The organism is Colwellia sp. E150_009 (assembly GCF_053543955.1).
In genome coordinates this window covers 116026-135784 of sequence record NZ_JBHFOM010000007.1, presented here as the reverse complement: position 1 = coordinate 135784, position 19759 = coordinate 116026, and the positions used below count along the sequence as shown (strand labels likewise).

Genomic DNA, 19759 nt, shown 5'->3' with positions numbered 1-19759 from the left:
GTTGCCCGCATGAAAGACCAAATAGAGCCTCTCTTTACGCAAGTGTTAATGATATGTGACAAAGAAGGTTTGATAGGTCGCAACATGTTTGCCATTGATGGCTGTAAGTTAAAATCAAATGCGAGTAAAGAATGGAGCGGCACATTCGACGAGTTAGGTCGTAAAAAAGCAAAGCTAGAGCGCGCGAGTAAACGAATTATAGCACGCCACCAATCACAGGATGGTCTGGGTGAGGAGTTAATTGAACAGGACTTAAAACAAAAAGAAAAGCTGGATAAAAGTGCAGAGAAAATTACTGAATTTTTAGCCACACATCAAGAAAAAACAGGCAGTAAAGGCAAGCCGGTTAAAAGTAATATCACCGACCCAGACAGTGCGAAAATGACGACGTCAAAAGGCACCATTCAAGGCTATAACGGCATTGCGATTAATGACGATAAACACCAAATTATACTGCAAGCACAAGCGTGGGGCTCAGTGGGCGAACAACAAACCTTACAGCCAGCCGTTGCACAATTAAAAAAACAACTTGTTAAACTCAATACAAAAAAAGAAGTAGATAAACACACCATCAAATTCACCGCAGACAGCGGATTTAACAGTGAAGTGAATCTTGAGTTTATGGCACAAAGTGGCTTTGATACTTATATTGCAGATAACCAGTTTAGAAAAAGAAATCCACTATTTAAAGAAAGCGAAACTTATGAAACAGCGCAAGAAAAGCGGCGGTTAAAGCGCAGTAAAGGCAAGCCACGGTTATTCACCTCAAATGATTTTCATTATGATGAAACAACGCAAACTTGCCGATGTCCTGCAGGCAATGAAATGTGGCGAAGCGGGATAAACGTCAATAGCTTCAATCAACAATACACACGGTTTTGTGGTTACTTAAAGGATTGCAAAAGTTGCCCACTGCAACAGCAATGTATGAGAAAACCGCCAATAAAAACAGGGCGGCAAGTTCAGTTTAAAAATGATGAATCGTGTAAACAGCTAAGCTACATTGACAAAATGAAGGTTAAAATAGACAGACCAATTGGTCGACGACAATACAGTAAGCGATTAGGTGCTATCGAGCCAGTGTTTGGCAATATTACCGTCAACAAAGGCATGAATAAATTAACCTTACGCGGTAAAGATAAAGTAAATACCCAATGGCAAATGTATTGTCTTGTTCATAATATTGAAAAGTTAAGAAACAATCTGCATTAAGGGTTAAAAGCCCAACGCCACATCATATAACCTTCTATAACACTTAATTATCAGACGTTAATCCACTAATTCGTTAAGTTAACGATGTAAAAATAAAATTGTCAAAAACGTAAACGTTTTTGATTGTTAAAAGAAAACAATCCAGTTAGAGTATTTAAATTAATAAATAATATAAAAACGAGTTATTCTACAAGCTCGTTAGTTTAACCGGCAAATTCGCCACATTAAATATGGATATTTTATGAGACTATTTTTAATAATACTTACAACTTTTACATTCACCGTACACGCTGATAACTCTAATGTTTGGGCTGAGTGGGGTGCTGGAGGGGGGAATGACCTTATTGGTTATTCAATGAATTTAAAGTTGGGAGATGAAAGTACTAATTGGGCGATAGAGTTGGGCTATTTAGAAGATTTTCAAGTCTTTTCTTATGTAGAAGACCGTAAAAATGGAGGTACTGCTGATATAAAAATGACAACTTTAGGGCTAACTAAAAATTGGAATAATATTGGAAGCTGGGGTTATAAAGAAGCAGGTATTGGGCTTGGAATTGTTAAAGGGACTTGGGCAAATGATTGTTCAAGGGAAGATAGCGGTAATACTCTTTCTGGTAGGCATGATGTTTGTGATATATCAGATGGTATTAGGTTCGGAATTCCTATGCATGCATCGGCAGTCTTCGGCAAGTATTTGGGTATAGGTATTACTGTAAAAGCTTTTCTAACAACTGAAAACACACATGCAGGTATCATGATAACTATCCCTATCGGCGATTTCACAAACTAGATATCATCAAGGTTAAACTAACAAATAAGAATAGGTGTCGCGTCAGCCGACACCTTATTCGGGTGTTGAACAAGCCCGAAGCGCTACTTATAGTGTAAATAGTGATTTATTTGTTGAAGGGATTGCAAGCCAATACTTGATCGCAAGACGCACGAAGTTAAGACGTAAAATATCAGGGATTTTTCGTCGGTTTATTGCATTACTGTTTCCTATTTTTTCTTTAACCTCCTATTTTAATCATTCATTTTAGCCATTATCCTTGTTGTATTCGCCTTTCGGCTACCTCGTTCGCGTGATACCAATGCAGTGCATTTTATGTTGGCAACATGGGCAAAGGCGAATAGCGCGATTTGGCCTCGTTTCTTCGGTTGTTGGTGTCAGCCAATTATGGTTGGGCATTAACATAATTGAATAAGCAAATGCAGTTTTTTAGCCCTTGACGCTAACACCCTATAATCACGCACGTGTTGTAATCCTTTCGGTAACACATGTTGCAGTATCAGCAGTAAAAACTTGAGTACTAAATTAACAAGGAAAATTAACAAGGACACCCACTCTAATTATTCACGCTAGCTTACGGCTAACCTTTTTAAACATCAGCTTATTTCGAGACAAAATAAAATTTATGGCTTGGAAGAGGGAAGGTCTGTCTTGATATTTAGATTGGATGTCCTTTTAAATTTTTTTGATTGTTAAAAGAAAATAATCCAGTTAGAGTATTTTGATCAATAAATAATATAAAAACGAGTAATTCTACAAGCTCGTTAGTTGTCTTTATTTTGGAGGGAAATTCTGCTTTTGGTGTAAAACTCGCATTATTCTTATCGTATCACCATCGACCCAGTAAGAAACAATCATTGATATTTCAGGAATGATTAGTACTCTTCCACGAAAAATGTCTCTTTTAACACCCATTAGTGGGTGTTCTAGCAAGTTTTCAACTTTGGCTTCAATAGTTTGATCAGTTTTTTCTGCTGCAATTGGATTAAAATCAAAAAGGAATTCAAATATTTTTTCACGATCGTTTAGTGATTCTTCTTCCCAAAAGATCATAATTTATCTTTATTACGGATTTTTTGCTTTCTTGCTTCCATCAATGTTTTTGCTTCATCATGTACAATAAAATTAGCTTTTCCGTTATCAAACTTGTCAAAGGCTGCATTGATTTGTTCCGATAACCATGCATCATGGTTCATAGATTTTCTCTGTTCTTCTGCTAAATCTTCTGCAAGTTCTCGGCATGCATCGCTAAGAGTACGACCTTGGCTTTCTGCCATTAGTTGCGCTAAACGTTTCGTCTCTTCATCAACTCTAAATTGAATTCGTGCGTCCATAATAAGTTACCTTAAATAAGTGGTGTACTCACAAATGTTAGCACTACAGTTGTTCCAAGGCAACTAACAAATAAGAATAGGTGTCGCGTCAACCGACACCTTATTCGGGGGTTGAATAAATTAACAAAAAAATTAACAAGGACACTCACTCTAATTACTCACGGTAGCTTAAAGCTAACCTGTTTAAACACTAGTTTATTTTATTTAGGTGAAATACTAGTACTTTATTTAAGCCATAATGAAGCATTGTGGCGCTTAAGTACCGAGCGAATCAAGCACTATTAGCGCTTGAAAAAATAATACACATGCCGCAGATTTGAGTTTACTTATCATTTCCGTTTTTATTGAGTAACAATATAATGAGCATCATCGCAAACAGTGAAACAATACTGACTTGCAACGAGCCGCTAATTTTCAAACCTAAATTACTGCCGTTTATTATATCAAAAATATCCTTTAATGCGCCGACCGATATTAAGCCTATTGTAATTGATATTATGCGCGTAAATCGCTTGCTGTTTCGTGTGCGTATTTTTTCATAGAGTTTAGCGTTTTCAGAAATAATTTCATCTTGCCGATATTGAATTTTACCTAATGTTTTTTGTGTACGTAGGTGAAGTTTATCGAAATCCATACGGTCAAAAACTTTATGAATAAGGCGTGTATGATCAGGAAAAGTCATCATGCTTCCTGCACTGATCAACTCTAGTAGCCAATGAGCATCATGAGTAAACTGCTTTAAACAGTTACTTTCAGCGGTAAGCTTTTTAACTTGTTCTTTTAGTACCCTTGCAGACAGTTTTTTACCGTCAAGTTTCTTGGCTGAATTAGCTTGACTCACTCTGAGTTGTTTATCGAGTAATTTATTCGTTAGATGGAATAGGTTATTGATAGCTGCCGCCACATTTATCATTTCTAACGTTTGTTCTAGCACCCAATTAGGTTGTTGTAATAACCCTATAACACACTCATGCTGATTAGTGTAAAAAAATTCGTCGTTGTTAAAGCAATCCTGATTCAAATTGTCAGTGGCTGAGGGTAGGCTTCTAAGACACCAATCATCAACAGCACTGCGTAGTTCACGTTGTGGTAGTATAAATACAGGATAAGCAAAATGTGATTTAAGCGACTTTGCCGTCATCGGGATATTGTTACCATCAACATGCTCTACAATGCGATCTAGCAATGTTGATACGAACCGATTTTCAGTTTTATTAAAGCTGAGAATATCGCTGATGGGATGTTCATAGTGCTCGAAAGTACTATTGAGTATTGAGGCCAGTTCGGTAAATCGCTTTTCGGCAAATTCTTCTAATAAACTGACGTCTTCATTGTGCCAGCGCATTTGCTGATCCATCGCAAAAGGGGTGCCAAGAGACATAGCATGTCGAACACCGCTGCCGCTGATACCATCAAGATCGGCTTTTAGGTTTAATGCAAAAACGCCCATTGGATAATAAATTAATTCTACTGCAAAACTTAACGAGTTGTCACTGCCGTTTTTATTACGAAATGGCATGGTTAAATCAGGTAATTGCCATGAATATATATTTTCAAATTCTCGGGCAATGCCAGCCCAAATATCATTGAGCATATTGCGCAGTGGAATATCTGCACCCCACTGTTCAAGATAGAGTAGATGAGATTTTGGGGCGTCAGTAATAATATTAGATAACGACTGCAACAGCTCATTTATAATGATGTGATTAACGCTAGCAAAGTATGAAATGGTGATTGAACCACGATCAACAAACAACTCACCCGTGCCTGGGGTTCTATTTTCGCTAAAAAAGCTTAATGGTGGCCATAGCGCTTCTAAATCGGTCGACATGATATATTTACCGTAAGATGTCAACGCCTGTACCGCGGCAAGAAACTTAGGCCGTAATTTTGCCATATTTATAGCCATTGCTGTCGGATCATCCCATCGCATTTTTAAAAGCTGAGCAATTATCGCCACACCTTCGCTATAATACTGGTATGAACTGAACTCTTTGGTAAAATACTCTGTGTATAATTGGCATTCAAAGGAGCTTAGCTCAGTCTTTAGCACTGCTATTTCGGCTAAATTGCTTTGAATATTTTGCGTCGCTTCAGCCATTAAATATTCTTGACTAGTGTATATGCCTCGGTCGATATTACAAATATCAATTTGAATTCTAGCGAACTTTATTAGTGCCTTAATAATACCCGAACTTGGTAGTGCTTCAAGGGGGGTAATACTTGAGCGAATTAGCATTTCTGCATGGCCATACCTATTGCTTTCCTCAACATCGTGACGCGCATAGCTATAACAGGTACAAAACATTAATAAAAGTACGTCGTTTTCAATGTTTTTTAATTGCGTGAGGGATATTTCTGGCCGTTCATCTAATTGCTGAATCATGTTAAATGCATCAGAATTTTGGTTTTGTAATTGTTTTTTTGCCCAATGAAAACATGGCTCAAAATTTTCTGAACGGATAAATTCAAAAAACGTTGTTAAAATAGACTGCTGTGAGGTATTTTGCTCAAAACTCATAAACCCACCTTTTAAAGAATACATTTTCGCTGTTGCTCTAACCTTGGATCGTCAGGGCTTAAGTAATAACTCTCACAAAATATATGATTAACAAGTTTCCATAGTTGCGCTTTAGAAAGGGCACTTTGTCCTGTTTTTAAGTAGAGCATTAATGCCATTGGAGTTGAATGCATATCATCATAATGCGGTGACTGGTATTTTATCTCTAATGTAGTAAAGCCTAACTGATTATAGAACCGCTCTGGTTCGGTCTCGGCTTCTACTAATAACCAATTTAGATCGGCATTTTGGTTAAAAAAATCAAACAATTCTTGACACAATAGTGTACCTAACCCTTGTCCTTGATGACTCGGAGCAATAAATAAATAAGCTAGCATGGCGAATTTATAAGGTAGATAAACTTCTGTTAATGACATACCTATGGTTTTATCGCCATCGTAAACCACTATACAGCGTGAATTACCGCTATTAATTGCCGATTCGATACTGGATATTGATTCCCTTTCCCATTCTGGAAATATTTTACAATATAACGCCATAGCGCTTTCCCATAACGGGCCAACGGTTTTGGTAAGTTGTTTAGTTTGCATAGCTTTCTATGTTATTTTTCTTGAATAATACCTAATGTTGCTATTATTATCGACCTTATTCAGTTGTTCGCGTTAATAATATCATCGTTTATCTGCCATTCAAGTTAAGCTAATGAAAAGTATGTTATGTTTGAAATAAGTAAAACACTGTGTAAAACGCATAATCACCTGTTAAATAAGGAAAAAATTGTTTTTTACTGCTTTATCGCTATTTTAACCATCTAATTTATTGCCTGTTAATTGGGTATTATACTTATTAAGGAGTTTACGTTGGTTTCAGGTTACAAAACTAGTTCAGATTTAAAAGATATGGATTTAACTGTAATACATGATTTTATATCTAGTTCTTATTGGGCTAAAGGTATTCCAATAAAGACAATGGAAAAAGCTATAAATAATTATTTATGTTTTGGCGTTTTTGCACAAAGCGGTAAGCAAGTGGCTTTTGCTCGTATGGTTACTGATTCTGCAACATTTGCATACTTAGCTGATGTTTTTGTATCGAAAGAGCATAGAGGTAAAGGTTTAAGTAAGTTGCTCATGCAGGTTATTGTTGCGCACCCTGATTTGCAAGGCATTAGACGTATGGCACTTGCTACAAGTGATGCACATGGTCTTTACCAGCAGTTTGGGTTTAAAGCGTTAAGCTCTCCAGAATCTTTTATGGAATTACACCAACCAGATGTGTATAAATAAGAAATTTAACGAGGGAGGATCACAAATAACCGCTGGTTGTTGCTTGTGTCTCGCTATTTTGCTCAATAATTTTTAGCCTCTGAATGAGGCATGAGTAATCAATGTGGGGTCAATATGTCATCTATTCCTGAGAAAGATTGGAAGTTATTTCGTAAATTGCAATCAGAATTAACAGCCAAAGCTTGTGAGATAATTTTTAGGCAAGTTAATGATATTGCAAATGAACGAGCTGGTAAGGAACATCAATCATATTTGGATTTATACCGACTGATTGAAACAGAAGATGCCAAAATAGCTGAAATGTTTAACAATCCAACTCGCAATAATGTGATATTAAAGATTGTTTCATTGAAAAAATATGATGTGTTAAGTATTGAGCAGTTTCAAATGTTTAGTGAAGAAACACAAGGGGTTGTTAATCGCATTCTTAATTTAAACTGAACAGCTTATTTCTAATCAATTTTGAGTTGTTTTCAATCAATAAATAGGCATAAAATCAGTTGGACTTTTCTATTTCATCACTAATAATAAATAACAGGTTTTTTATATTCATATTTGGTAAATATTAATTGGAGATATTATTATGTATTCTGCTAAACATGGTTTATCTATTGGTATAGAAAGGTTTGAAAATGATTTTTTTCTATCATTAAAAGCCATAGGAAAACTAACACATGAAGATTATGAAATAATCACACCTATGATTGATTCTGCACTAGCACAAGTTAAAGACCCTAAAGTTAATGTATTGATGGACGCAACTGAACTTGAAGGCTGGGAATTAAGAGCAGCTTGGGATGACTTTAAACTTGGGCTTAAACATAACAATGAATTTCGTAAAATAGCCATTTATGGTAATAAAAATTGGCAAAAAGTTTCAGCTAAACTTGGTTCTTGGTTTATGTCAGGTGAAATTCAGTATTTTGATAATTTACATGATGCTTTAAATTGGATTAAACAAGAGTGATTCTACAGGCTTGTTAGTCGTATGAGGCAACTAAAATGTTACTAAAAGTATTGGTTGTAGGTTTGTTGCTTTCTCTTGGTGAAGTTGTAAACGGGAATATTAGGGTCAGGGTATTACACCATTTATATGGTAGAAAACGTGCAAAATTTATCAGTTTTTTCTCTGGTATGATGATAATTGTGCTTATAGTATGGTTAACACAACCATGGTTAAACCTTAGTAATTATATTGAGTGCTTTTCAACTGGTTTTATTTGGATGGTAATGCTGCTTTGTTTAGATATATATTTTGCAAGGTGCGTATTCAAGTTTAAATGGAAGAAAATTACAGAAGATTTTAACATTAGAAAGGGCAATTTACTTAGCATTGGCTTAATATTGCTATTTTTCATGCCGAGTATTGTATTTTGGGTTAAAACATCAACGGACGGCTAACACAGTTAGCGTTAGTTAAATCGCTATAACTCTTCAATTAAAGCACCATGTTCATTTTGGTGCATTATTTTAAAACATGCCTTAACCTAAGGCATGCTATTCCTCCTGAAAAACAATTATATCAATAAAAACAAGTAATTAAATGTTGGCTTAATCTGTGCTTTGCATTAGTTAATAAAATAATTTTAGCTATAAAAATATAAAAGAGGAAGTTTAATGGCTTATATTGAACCTAGTGAATTTGTCACAAAAATGGTAGACGCAGGCGAGCAGAAAGTTTACATGTCAACTAAAGATACATTTATTCGAGCATTTATGGCTGGAGCTATTTTAGGCTTAGCAGCTATTTTTGCCATCACCGTTGCCACTAAAACGGGCAGTGCTATTTTAGGCGCATGTTTATTTCCCGTTGGTTTTATTATGCTGTATTTAATGAAGTTTGATTTACTAACAGGTGTATTCACTTTAGTGCCACTGGCTTTATTTGATAAACGCCCAGGTGTAACAATGCAAGGGGTATTACGAAACTGGGGGTTAGTATTTATTGGCAATTTTGCGGGTGCCATGACTACTGCTTTTTTTATGTCATTTATATTAACTTATGGTTATTCAGCAGACGGGGGCGTTATTGCCGCTAAAGTTTCTCATATAGGTGAAGCCAGAACATTAGGTTACCAAACACACGGTATTGGCGGATGGTTTACTATATTTATTCGCGGTATGTTATGTAATTGGATGGTATCAATGGGGGTTGTTGGTGCAATGATATCAACGTCTGCAGGGGCTAAAATGGCAGCTATGTGGATGCCAGTAATGCTGTTCTTCTATATGGGTTTTGAGCATTCAATTGTTAATATGTTTTTATTTCCTTTTTCAATGATAATGGGGGGAGACTTTACTGTTTATGATTATTTATTATGGAACGAAGTGCCAACCGTATTAGGTAACCTTGCAGGTGGTTTATTATTAGTAGGCTTACCACTTTACTTAACACATGTTAAAACATCACCGAACCGCAAAATTTCTTAATTGTTTTAATATAGTACCAACAAATGTGTAACCTAAAAGGCTTCCGTAATACTTATTATGGAGCCTTTTTATTAATATCAGTCTACAATACATAATTAGACCAATATCCAACATTACACTTAAAAATATAATAACTGATAAAAGTTAAAAAAACTTATGAATAACCCCTTAAAAGTCAGTATTGGTGGCGCTACGGATAAAGGCATAAAAGAAATTAATCAAGATTTTATCGGCAGCCACTCTCCAAGCGAACCACAACTAAGCGGAAAGGGCATAGCACTTGCTGTGGCTGATGGCATAAGTTCTAGTAAAGTAAGCCAAGAAGCAAGTGAAGCAGCTGTAAATAGTTTTTTAAACGACTACTACTGTACCTCTGACGCTTGGTCAGTTAAAAATTCAGTGTATAAAGTGGTTCGTGCTATTAACTCATGGTTATTCGCACAAACCCGAAACAGCCCTTATCGGTTTGATAAAGATAAAGGTTATATTTGTACCTTTAGTGCTATAGTTTTTAAATCAAATAGCGCCCATATTTTTCATTCAGGTGACTCAAGGGTTTACCGTTTAAGCGATACTAATTTAGAACAACTCACTGAAGATCATCGTCGACAAGTTTCCGACCAGCAAAGCTATTTAACTCGGGCGTTAGGTATTCATCAAACGTTAGAAATTGATTATATAACGTTGCAACTTGAACTTGGTGATATATACATTCTAGCCACTGATGGCCTGTACGAATTTGTAAACGCAACCATAATAAGTAATGTAATTCACGAACATAGCTGTGTCGAAAAAGCAGCCAATACACTACTTAACATAGCAAAAGAAAATGGCAGTGACGACAATATTAGTATTCAAATAGTCCGTATTGACAACATACCTGAATATCAACTTGCTGAGGTTCAACAATTAACAAAACTGCCCACGCCACCACAACTTGCGCCAAGAACATTATTTGATGGTTATGAAATTACCCAAGAAATATATATTAGCAGCCGTAGTCACGTGTTCTTAGCTAAAGATCTTGATAGCCAAGAAAATGTTGTAATAAAAGTGCCGTCAACCGAACTAAGTACCGATACAAAATATTTAGAACGTTTCATGCTAGAAGAATGGATAGCCAAACGCATTAATAACCCACACGTTGCTAAAGTAATTATTCCCACCAGAAAGCGCAACTTTTTATACTTAGCCATTGAATACATTGAAGGAATTTCACTTAACCAGTGGATAATAGATAATCCAAAACCTAAACTTGAAACCGTACGTAATATTATCGAGCAAATAGCTAAAGGCCTACAAGCATTTCACCGCCAAGAAATGATTCATCAAGATATTCGCCCCAATAACATCATGATTGATAATTATGGCACAGTTAAAATTATCGACTTTGGCTCAACGTTTATTGCAGGAGTATCAGACAGCGAAAGCGATGGGGAAATGCGCGGTACTATTCGTTATTCGGCCCCAGAATATTTTCTTGGTCAACTCGGCACGCAACAATCAGATATTTATTCATTGGGTGTGATAGCTTACCAAATGCTTTCAGGTAAATTTCCTTACAGCGCCAAAATAGCACAAGCCAATAGTAAATCAGCACAACGAAAATTAACTTACCGTAGTATCATAGATGATAACTCTGTATTACCTGTGTGGATTGACGATACGTTAAATAAGGCGCTACAAATTGATCCTGTAAAACGCTACAGTGAACTATCAGAATTTATACAAGATTTACGCACACCAAACAGTGAATTTTTAGCCCGTACCCGTGCTCCGCTCATACAACGCGACCCCGTGATGTTTTGGCAAGCGATGTGTTTTATTTTAGTGATTGTATTGCTTATTCAACAAATTGAATAATATAAAAATGTTGAAAATTATTTAACAGGTCTTAAATGTCTAAAAATTTTTATAATGAAAATGCTACCAGCTTTTTTAATGATACTGTAGATGCAGATTTATCAGTTATTTATCAACAATTTTTACCGCTAGTTAAAAGTGGATCACATATTCTTGATGCTGGTTGTGGTTCAGGTCGAGATACTTTGTTTTTCATCAATCAAGGTTATCAAGTAACAGCGTTTGATGCGTGTGAAACTTTAACCGCTAAAGCAAGTGAATATACTGGAATAAATGTCACATTAAATACATTTGAAAATTTTAAAAGTAAATCGCCACAATGTTTATATGATGCTATATGGGCATGTGCTTCTTTAGTTCATGTGCCAAGTAGTGAAATATCAAATTCTTTTAATAATTTATCTAATCAACTGAAATTAAAAGGTGTTTTTTATTGTTCTTTTAAATATGGTGATAATGATATTACTCGAAATGGTCGTTATTTTACTAATGCAAATGAATCAAGGTTAAGTGATTTTATTAAAAATACTGGGTTAGTGATAGATAGAACTTGGATAACAGAAGATGTACGGCCTAATCGTCATGGTGAAAAATGGCTAAATGCAATATTGATTAAAGTAGCATAAATTTTCATGACTTTACTTAAATTTACATAACCCAACTTAATAAACCAATAAGGTAAAATCATTTTGGAACATTTTAAAACGCAAAGCGCGATTCAATTAGTAGAGCCCAATGAAGTAAGTAAGCGTATATCTGCGGGTGATACATTTATAGTCAATGTAGTAGCAACATGGTGTACAGATTGCACAGAAAGGCAAAAGTTATATATTGATGATTTTGCACAAAAGATGAAATTACAAGCAATAGATGTATTGCAAGTAAATGTTCAAAGGGTGAAAGGTGAATTTATCAATGATGAACATGCGCAATTAACCGCTAAATTTGGCGGACATGGCTACCCAAGAACGGTGTTAATTTGCCAAGGAAATATAGTAGATTCAAACAACGTTGAAATAATTACAGAAGATGCACTGTCAGCTTTAGCTGAAAAATTTACTCAAATAATAAACAAGTCATAAATAGATACATACCAGCACCAAGAGTAGATTGTGTAAAAATTATACATCTTCAGTGGGTTTAGCTATAGTGATATGAGCATATTGCAATTAACTGATATTTACACGAGGAAGATAAGAGCAATCAACAATGAAAAGGAAAAAACTAGCATTGATAGTTGGGCTATTTTTTATCGGTAATAGCCAAACCGTATTTGCAGATACCTTTAACGATGTATGTAGTAACTCCATTGGAGGTGCAAACATAGGTATGTCAAAAGAAGAAGTTCAATCAACTTGGCAACACGCTGGCTTTGAAAATAGTAAACACAAACAAAAAAAACACAAATTAACTAAACACCCAGAATCAATACAGTCGTTACTTTTTCAAACTGAAGACCGTCAACCTAATGAAAATTTTGTAAAGTTGCTAGGTTGGAAACAGATACTTTCAAAACCGCATAGTTTGAACATCACCAATGCACAAGGGTGTAGAGTAAACATTTCTAACCTCAATTTAAGAGGTTATAAAGCAGCTTTTACTGTGAGTATTGAGAACAACCAATAACCACACAACAATAATCCTAGTAGATTGAAAAATAGATGTTCTTCAGTGTTACTAACACTGTTACTTTTAATGGTGGAGAGGGTGTATTTTATAGGAATCTATAGGTCGTGAATAGTTGTGACTTGTTACTTTATGTCTCGTTTTTACTGGGATTTAGGCACAAAAAAAGACGTCCTAGGACGTCTTGATTCTTATGTATGGTCGGAGTAGCAAGATTCGAACTTGCGACCTCACGTCCCCCAGACGGATTCCGTGCTTTTACATCACGTTTTTAAAGGGATTGTGCTGGTTACCTAACTTACAATTCATATATTTTTGTGTACTCTGGTTACCTATCAGTTACCTAAAATAAGTAATTCAGTGAAATCTCAACTTAATGTAATTAACTTAACTACTAAACGACAAATTGACAAACCAATTAAGCTAACTGCTAAATTAATAGCTAGCGCTTTACCTAGAGCTAATCGCTATGACATTAAAGATACTACTGTAAGTGGATTACGTCTTCGTATATCACCAACAAAAAGAAAGGTCTTTATTGCTTTAGGTAAGGTTAAAGCTACAAATCAAGTTAGAGTGCTAACCCTTGGTGATGCTAACCTCCTATCTTTAGGAAAGGCAAGGCAGCTTGCAACAGATTTTTTGACTAAGCTCCATTTAGGTATCGATGTTCGAAAGGTCGCAGCTGAACAAGAGCTAGTTGATAATAATAAAAAAATCACCTTGTATGATGCTATGGAGCAGTATCTTTCAGATAAGCAATTAAAACCAAGCACAGTTAAAGATTATCGATATGAAATCCCGTTGTATTGTAAAACATTCCTAACATTGCCAGTACAAGAGATAACAGAAGATTCCGTTTGTAAATGGTATCTAAGCAACTCTCATCGCTCAACGTCAATAGATAAGGCGTTTAGGTCATTAAGAGCTATATTGCAATATCAAGTAGGCTTGCATACTATTACATTCAATCCTGCTCATGCTGTAACTATAAGAAAACTAAGGTACAAGATCAAACCAAGAACTAGAAGAGTAGAAAACCATAACCTTTCTAAGTTCATGGATTGCTGGCTAAATTTAATGGTTGAAGAAACTATCAATCCCATTCAAGGGGATTTTGTCTTAATGCTATTGATGTCGGGGCTTAGATTAGGTGAATGCCGTAAACTTAAGTGGGACAATATTTGTTATGATTTATACACCATAACTGTATTTGATACTAAAAATGGATGTGATCATATCATTCCATTAACACCGCTCATGCTTGATGTTTTTAAACGAAGACAAACTGATAACCCTAAAGAAAATCCATATATATTTCCTGCAATGCAAGGAAAAGGCATAAGTGATACCAAGCACATTAACGACTGTCGCAAAACATTAGATAAAATTTCAACTATTGCGGGTATTGATATCATTAGACCACATGATATTCGTAGAACCTTTACAAGCATTCTTGATGATCTTAATGTCAGTGAATCTAATATTAAAGCTCTGCTTAACCATAATGATGGGACTGTTACTCGTAAACATTACCTACAATCTACTAACTTAGAAACTAAGCGTACTAATTTATGGAGTGTAGGCAAACTTTTAGAAAGGTCTATAACGGTAGAGCGAACCGGTAATACTTGGGAATGCCTTGGTACTTTACGGCATTATGTCTACGGTACTGCTGATATAGAGTATGAAAATGAGAAAGGTAAAGTCACAGCTAAAGACATTGTGGCTGCCATGAGATAATCATCTTACGTTAACATGGGTAGGTATAGCTCATATACAAAAAATTGAAGGTAGGGCGAATTGTGTAATCGATTTGTTTGAACCTGAGTTTCCAAAAGCTAACCAAAACAAAGAAGGCATAATTCAACATTTATTAGAACTGTCTAAATCTCATAACTCATATTTGATGAGTGACTTGCGAAAGAGTGTGAAATTCCTCAACCTACGATGTCTTATTGGTTGAAATTTAAATAATCCCGCTTTAGTTTTATTATTTATTTTCTTTATGGAGAAGTGGAACTATTTATTGGGTTATATGTGAAAAATATTGGCACGTGTATGGTATTACATATCGCACATGCACCCCGTAGTTATGAAAGCCGTTAGCAGCTAATATTTTAACGGTTAGATCATCTACAGGTACGAAGGGTTATGGACTACAAGACGTTTAACTACGGGGCGATGAGCTTAGCAGCGGTTTATCTAACTACTATACTTTACGGGTAGCCTCTGTTTTTATATACCGACTACTTTCCGAACCGTCAAATATTCTCGTTACTATAAAAATATACCTCAAATAAAATTAATCGAACCTGAACAAGTTCAGAACCCCATAATTTTATTTAAGGTTACATGTGAATTGAACAAATTACATTAGTTGAGCCACCAAGTTGCATCAGAACTTCCAGACATTATCATCTAACACTATCACCTAATAGTATTAGGTTTACAACTAATAAAGATAATCACTTTGTGCGCTATAGCGGACTGAAGCTCAAAGTATTTGCCATATATTATCTTAATGAATTATTCCTACGTTTTACTAAAACGGCTTAGTAAACAATTTACATCTAATGCGTATTCAATCTTTTCATATTCAGGTACATTTACGCCATTAAAATAATGTAGCTTATAAGGTGTTTACATTATAAGCCCCTTTTTATCTGAACAAGTGTATAATATTCTTCATTTTATATAGTTGAAGGATAAATTATGGAATTTGTAACTGGAGCACTACTAGGTGGTGTGTTGTATGATTTGGTATCGTCGCCAATAAAGTTGTCAGCTGCCTATATCAAAGCAGCATTAGATAATGTAGTAAATCTTGAAGATAAAGTTGCTGCTGCGATGGCAGAAGAGCTATCCAAGCAAGAGTATAAGAATGCTACTTCTAAAGAAACTTTAGGTGCTCTAATCGATTCATCGAGAGTTCTACAGGAGATCGTTATCCAGTTGAACGAAAAGCCACAGACCGTAATCAATATTAATGCTTATGGTAATGGCGATGCATTCAACGGCGATAAAGTGATGGGGGATAAACTAGACCTTGACGACAAATAATCTGTCATTCATTTAAAGCCTGCTATTACTCCTGTCATTACAACGTGATGGCGTGAGTAATATTTACCTTCCCACCACTTTTTGTTCGTAGCTGTTAGCGCCACAAAAAAGAGTATATTCCAAGAGAAATTAATGAATACCTATAATATAACCGGTCAAGGTAGTGGTGATGCATTTAATGGCAATAAAGTAATTAATGCCAATGTATTTATAGAAACTCTCCAGCTAAAAATTACTGATACTGTGACACTGAGCTCTATCCGTCGCCCTCTTATCAATGCGCTGCAAGATTTTGGTGATAACAAAATACCTAATGCACTCATTAGTCTTAACCTACTTAGTGATATGGGGGGATTAAACGATGAAGCATTACTAGCAATTGCCTCCCTTAGAATTTTACTGAGTGAAGAAACGCAAAAAGAAGATGAGCAGCGCGTTGAAGGTTACTCTGGAAGCCAAGAGTTATCGGCGTTTTCGAAAGAGTTAGCCGAAGCCGCAATACTGAAGCTTATCGAGATGAAAAAAGGTGTTGATGCAGCTCGCAACCGCTTTAAAACGCTTCCTGAGATGACTGTTCCCCAATATGTGTATTTGCAGAGGCTTGCAACGGACGACTATGTCCGCGGACTAGTAGCGCGAAAATCGGAGTTATCTGACTTCATTCTTAGTGCTTTGTTTGATAAAACATTGGAGCTATCAATGATAACCGAGGCCAATAGCATTCTGGAACAGTTACAGGCGTTAAAACCCCTCGCTGATTTTAAGCGTGAAACAGTAATTCTAGAATGCGTCAATACGAGGGTTCTAAATAATAAAGATTACTTTTGTCTTAGTCCTGATGAGAAGTCTAAATTTGACCTTTTACGAGACACACTCGTTGAGTTGATTACATCTAGCGAAGCGCCAGATTTTAAACTATTGCATATCCTCGCTCAGTTATTTCATTTTACTCACTATACCTGCCCAACCATCGGCGACTGCCTTACTTGCAACAAAGAGCATGTGGAAGCGAAGGAGTATTTCAACAACGAAGTGTTACAGTCAGTGCTTAGACGGACAGCACTAAAAAAGTTTGATGGCTTAAAAGCATTAGAGCCAGAAGAGCTCATGCTAAAGTTAATAAACCAAACAGAAAATAACTTTTGTAACCTTCCTGCTTGTAGACTGCTATACGAAAGTGGCGACACAGATCTAATCATAGGGACTTTAAGTCGATTGGCAGAGCAGGAGTCAATGAGTGCAAAAGGGAATCTTATTGTTCTTGCCGCTATTAGTGGCCCTATTATTCCTGATCGAGATTTCCCTCATTCACAAATAGAGGACGTAATAGAAAATACTTTTAAGAGCACAGATCTCAATATTTCCTTTGTTAACATAGTGGCTCCTGAGTTGGCACTGCACGGGCATTGTGAGCTAGCTGTACATCTTTATCAGATTGCGTTTGGTGAACATCTGCCGTGGCTATCAGAACCTTATTTCTCATACCTGAATTTCTTGATCCAAGCTAGACAATACAAGACTGTTAGCAAGCTTTTGGACGCGCTCACTGAAAAAGAAAAGCAGCAACAAGAAGTGATAACGCTATTTTCTCTGCTTGCAAACAAAGACAAAAATTATGTTCTCGCCGCGTCCTTGCTTCGTAAGAATATAGATAAGTACCAAGGTAGAGATGATTTAGAGGCGTATGAAAAACGAAATCTTGTTTATCTATGGGGGCAATATTTAGGAACTATTTCTCAAGAAAATAGCGAAGAAGCTCAAAAGCTGACAAATGACTTACCAACCACCATTTTCGATGAATATTTTGGCGACTACTCATGGCGTTTAATATCTTTTTTTACGCACCGTATAAAAGACGTTGCAGAAAAAATGCTCGATTGGTTTTGTGATGATCCACATTCTAATGCGAAGCATTTCTTTAATATCATAATGAGTGTAAACCAGAGGTTTAACGAGCAAGAATGGCCTATGGTCGCAGGTAAATATCGAAGTGGATATCATTATAAAGAAAACCATATGTCCCATATTAAGATAGTGGTGCCTAAGTTATTTGTAAAAAATTGCCCTCATTATTTAATAGAAGCTAGTGGGAGAGTAGCTACTAAGTTGAACTCAGCTAAAGTAGGAGACGCTATGCTACTGGCTGTAAAAGTTTGCACTCTTGTTGAAAAGTTATCACCTGTAATTGCTGCGTATCGCATCGCATCGGATATCATGGACAATGATGAGAATGAGGTATTTCACAAAATCCATCTTCCTGAGAATGCGACTGGCGATGAGATAATGGCAGAACTTGACAAAGTTATGGCACCTCTCAAGGAGTCAAGAGAACGATTGCGGCCTATTATGCAACAGAATTTCCCTATTGATATGAAATATAGGCTCTTGGATGGCCAAGATAATGTGCAAAAAGCATTCTCCGCAGTGCTTTGTCCGGATGTACATATTCATATAATGTCAAACTCTGAAGCGTTTACGGAAACAGATGTCCAAAATTTTGTTCTCGATGAAATGAGTGCTGTGTATTTAGCATGTATTGGTGAAGACGTTTTTAATGAGTGTTCATGGCATATGACAGAAACTGTATATGAGTTGTTATCTAGATATTGCAAAGGTTATAAAGGTCGATGGCCTATTTACCACGACTCTCATTACACGGTTTATTTTGAAGATATGAAAGGTGAAGCAGCAATCCCTACGGATGTAATTGAAAACCTATCACGTATTCTTGAAAAAACTCAAATTCATAGTGATAGCAATTTAGATATCCCATTAGACTTAAAGCTTAAGTTTAGGGCGTTATGTACCGAAAACTTTTTACTAAGCCTTGCATTAGCAGAGCAGCTTGAAGTTGGTTTATTCTGCATAGATGCAGGGACACGGTCTACACTAAGAGCTTTTAACCACACATCTATACCCCTGACCCCCTACAACTTCCAAAATACGATAGTGTCAAATAGAGACAACGAAGTTGTCCTTAACCTAATATGGTTAAACCATAACTCAAATTTTAGTCCTATAGAATTTGCTAGGATGGGATCATTGATCAATCTAGGAAGCGAAGAAAAGCTTCACCCGTTGATTAAACTTGTGGAAGATCAAACAGAGAGCTCGTGGGAACGATCCAGTAGTATTGATTTGGTTAAGACATGTTTACACCAAATGGTCGTGGGTCAAGTTTACTCACAAAAAACTGAAGTGGTTGAACAGTTACTGTGTGCTCTGCTTGTTATGCTGACCTCCAGCAAAAATCTACCCAAGGAGCATATTATAGATCTTGTAAAGTGTTTACCTTTCTCGTGGCTACTCGATGCCTACGAAAAAAACGATATAACCAAAGATTTGGGGATAATTCGGCCTGCATTAGAAAGAGTTACACAGAGGTACACTGATAGCCTTTCTAGAGCAGTAAGAAAAAACAGTCATTCAGTATCTGCTTTTCTTCAGTCATTCGAGGCTATGGGTGGTTCGAAGTAAATGACAATAAGTAATTAACATTGTGGCTGACTAACATTCAAAGATGAAGGGTCTAATTAAGTCGAAATATTATTGGCTGGCAAAGGTAAATGCAATTAGCTTAAATACTGTCTAGTAGGCAGCCATTCTTGCTGTAAGACATATCGCACATATCCCG

19 protein-coding genes and 1 pseudogene are annotated in these 19759 nt (G+C 36.1%); 15 read left to right on the top strand and 5 right to left on the bottom strand.

Going from position 1 to position 19759, the window contains the following annotated elements; all coding sequences use genetic code 11:
* From ACE1OF_RS05485 to ACE1OF_RS05475, 3 genes are all read left to right on the top strand, one after another.
* On the top strand, window positions 1-1212 hold a 1212-nt coding region (locus ACE1OF_RS05485; protein WP_448893237.1), incomplete at its 5' end, for a transposase.
* Between the two features lie 241 nt (window positions 1213-1453).
* Window positions 1454-2002 (top strand): hypothetical protein, encoded by a 549-nt coding sequence (locus ACE1OF_RS05480; RefSeq protein WP_448893236.1) that lies wholly within the window; start codon window positions 1454-1456, stop codon window positions 2000-2002.
* Between the two features lie 34 nt (window positions 2003-2036).
* Window positions 2037-2252 carry a hypothetical protein gene (locus tag ACE1OF_RS05475; RefSeq protein WP_448893235.1) on the top strand — a complete coding sequence of 72 codons (216 nt, stop codon included), beginning with the start codon at window positions 2037-2039 and terminating at the stop codon, window positions 2250-2252.
* A 29-nt stretch (window positions 2253-2281) separates the two neighbouring features.
* Here the strand turns inward: ACE1OF_RS05475 and ACE1OF_RS05470 are convergent.
* The 5 genes and pseudogenes from ACE1OF_RS05470 to ACE1OF_RS05450 all read right to left on the bottom strand — a co-directional run.
* Window positions 2282-2523, bottom strand: a pseudogene (locus tag ACE1OF_RS05470) (IS91 family transposase); the annotation flags it as partial.
* 253 nt (window positions 2524-2776) lie between these two features.
* Window positions 2777-3055 (bottom strand): type II toxin-antitoxin system RelE/ParE family toxin, encoded by a 279-nt coding sequence (locus tag ACE1OF_RS05465; RefSeq protein ID WP_448893234.1) that lies wholly within the window; start codon window positions 3053-3055, stop codon window positions 2777-2779.
* Window positions 3052-3336, bottom strand: coding sequence for a damage-inducible protein J (locus tag ACE1OF_RS05460; RefSeq protein WP_448893233.1), 285 nt, complete (start codon window positions 3334-3336; stop codon window positions 3052-3054). Before ACE1OF_RS05460 ends, ACE1OF_RS05465 begins: the two co-directional genes overlap by 4 nt.
* A gap of 322 nt (window positions 3337-3658) precedes the next feature.
* Window positions 3659-5857, bottom strand: coding sequence for a hypothetical protein (locus ACE1OF_RS05455; protein ID WP_448893232.1), 2199 nt, complete (start codon window positions 5855-5857; stop codon window positions 3659-3661).
* 11 nt (window positions 5858-5868) lie between these two features.
* Window positions 5869-6447 (bottom strand): GNAT family N-acetyltransferase, encoded by a 579-nt coding sequence (locus ACE1OF_RS05450; RefSeq protein WP_448893231.1) that lies wholly within the window; start codon window positions 6445-6447, stop codon window positions 5869-5871.
* Between the two features lie 270 nt (window positions 6448-6717).
* Here ACE1OF_RS05450 and ACE1OF_RS05445 point away from each other — a divergent pair, with 270 nt between their 5' ends.
* The 12 genes from ACE1OF_RS05445 (at window position 6718) to ACE1OF_RS05390 (ending at window position 19602) form a co-directional block, all read left to right on the top strand.
* On the top strand, window positions 6718-7143 hold the full coding sequence (locus ACE1OF_RS05445; RefSeq protein WP_448893230.1) for a GNAT family N-acetyltransferase: 426 nt from the start codon (window positions 6718-6720) through the stop codon (window positions 7141-7143).
* Between the two features lie 114 nt (window positions 7144-7257).
* Window positions 7258-7584 carry a hypothetical protein gene (locus ACE1OF_RS05440; protein WP_448893229.1) on the top strand — a complete coding sequence of 109 codons (327 nt, stop codon included), beginning with the start codon at window positions 7258-7260 and terminating at the stop codon, window positions 7582-7584.
* A 142-nt stretch (window positions 7585-7726) separates the two neighbouring features.
* Window positions 7727-8110, top strand: a complete 384-nt coding sequence (locus ACE1OF_RS05435) for an STAS/SEC14 domain-containing protein (RefSeq protein ID WP_448893228.1) — start codon at window positions 7727-7729, stop codon at window positions 8108-8110.
* Window positions 8111-8145: 35 nt separating this feature from the next.
* Window positions 8146-8544, top strand: coding sequence for a hypothetical protein (locus ACE1OF_RS05430; RefSeq protein ID WP_448893227.1), 399 nt, complete (start codon window positions 8146-8148; stop codon window positions 8542-8544).
* A gap of 216 nt (window positions 8545-8760) precedes the next feature.
* Window positions 8761-9573 carry a formate/nitrite transporter family protein gene (locus ACE1OF_RS05425; protein WP_448893226.1) on the top strand — a complete coding sequence of 271 codons (813 nt, stop codon included), beginning with the start codon at window positions 8761-8763 and terminating at the stop codon, window positions 9571-9573.
* Between the two features lie 156 nt (window positions 9574-9729).
* Window positions 9730-11436 (top strand): protein kinase domain-containing protein, encoded by a 1707-nt coding sequence (locus ACE1OF_RS05420; RefSeq protein WP_448893225.1) that lies wholly within the window; start codon window positions 9730-9732, stop codon window positions 11434-11436.
* A gap of 35 nt (window positions 11437-11471) precedes the next feature.
* On the top strand, window positions 11472-12062 hold the full coding sequence (locus ACE1OF_RS05415; protein WP_448893224.1) for a class I SAM-dependent methyltransferase: 591 nt from the start codon (window positions 11472-11474) through the stop codon (window positions 12060-12062).
* A 63-nt stretch (window positions 12063-12125) separates the two neighbouring features.
* Window positions 12126-12518, top strand: a complete 393-nt coding sequence (locus ACE1OF_RS05410) for a TlpA family protein disulfide reductase (RefSeq protein ID WP_448893223.1) — start codon at window positions 12126-12128, stop codon at window positions 12516-12518.
* Between the two features lie 127 nt (window positions 12519-12645).
* Window positions 12646-13062 carry a hypothetical protein gene (locus ACE1OF_RS05405; RefSeq protein WP_448893222.1) on the top strand — a complete coding sequence of 139 codons (417 nt, stop codon included), beginning with the start codon at window positions 12646-12648 and terminating at the stop codon, window positions 13060-13062.
* Window positions 13063-13422: 360 nt separating this feature from the next.
* Complete coding sequence (locus ACE1OF_RS05400; protein WP_448893221.1) at window positions 13423-14805, top strand: tyrosine-type recombinase/integrase; 1383 nt, start codon at window positions 13423-13425, stop codon at window positions 14803-14805.
* Between the two features lie 972 nt (window positions 14806-15777).
* Entirely contained in the window at window positions 15778-16125 is a 348-nt protein-coding gene (locus ACE1OF_RS05395) for a hypothetical protein (protein WP_448893220.1), read from the top strand.
* A 132-nt stretch (window positions 16126-16257) separates the two neighbouring features.
* Window positions 16258-19602, top strand: coding sequence for a hypothetical protein (locus tag ACE1OF_RS05390; RefSeq protein ID WP_448893219.1), 3345 nt, complete (start codon window positions 16258-16260; stop codon window positions 19600-19602).
* The last annotated feature ends 157 nt before the right edge of the window (window positions 19603-19759 follow it).

Coding starts and splice junctions, on each gene's coding strand:
- ACE1OF_RS05480 (WP_448893236.1), top strand. CDS start 1,454: ATGAGACTATTTTTAATAATACTTACAACTTTTACATTCACCGTACAC.
- ACE1OF_RS05465 (WP_448893234.1), bottom strand. CDS start 3,055: ATGATCTTTTGGGAAGAAGAATCACTAAACGATCGTGAAAAAATATTT.
- ACE1OF_RS05460 (WP_448893233.1), bottom strand. CDS start 3,336: ATGGACGCACGAATTCAATTTAGAGTTGATGAAGAGACGAAACGTTTA.
- ACE1OF_RS05455 (WP_448893232.1), bottom strand. CDS start 5,857: ATGAGTTTTGAGCAAAATACCTCACAGCAGTCTATTTTAACAACGTTT.
- ACE1OF_RS05450 (WP_448893231.1), bottom strand. CDS start 6,447: ATGCAAACTAAACAACTTACCAAAACCGTTGGCCCGTTATGGGAAAGC.
- ACE1OF_RS05440 (WP_448893229.1), top strand. CDS start 7,258: ATGTCATCTATTCCTGAGAAAGATTGGAAGTTATTTCGTAAATTGCAA.
- ACE1OF_RS05435 (WP_448893228.1), top strand. CDS start 7,727: ATGTATTCTGCTAAACATGGTTTATCTATTGGTATAGAAAGGTTTGAA.
- ACE1OF_RS05430 (WP_448893227.1), top strand. CDS start 8,146: ATGTTACTAAAAGTATTGGTTGTAGGTTTGTTGCTTTCTCTTGGTGAA.
- ACE1OF_RS05425 (WP_448893226.1), top strand. CDS start 8,761: ATGGCTTATATTGAACCTAGTGAATTTGTCACAAAAATGGTAGACGCA.
- ACE1OF_RS05420 (WP_448893225.1), top strand. CDS start 9,730: ATGAATAACCCCTTAAAAGTCAGTATTGGTGGCGCTACGGATAAAGGC.
- ACE1OF_RS05415 (WP_448893224.1), top strand. CDS start 11,472: ATGTCTAAAAATTTTTATAATGAAAATGCTACCAGCTTTTTTAATGAT.
- ACE1OF_RS05405 (WP_448893222.1), top strand. CDS start 12,646: ATGAAAAGGAAAAAACTAGCATTGATAGTTGGGCTATTTTTTATCGGT.
- ACE1OF_RS05395 (WP_448893220.1), top strand. CDS start 15,778: ATGGAATTTGTAACTGGAGCACTACTAGGTGGTGTGTTGTATGATTTG.
- ACE1OF_RS05390 (WP_448893219.1), top strand. CDS start 16,258: ATGAATACCTATAATATAACCGGTCAAGGTAGTGGTGATGCATTTAAT.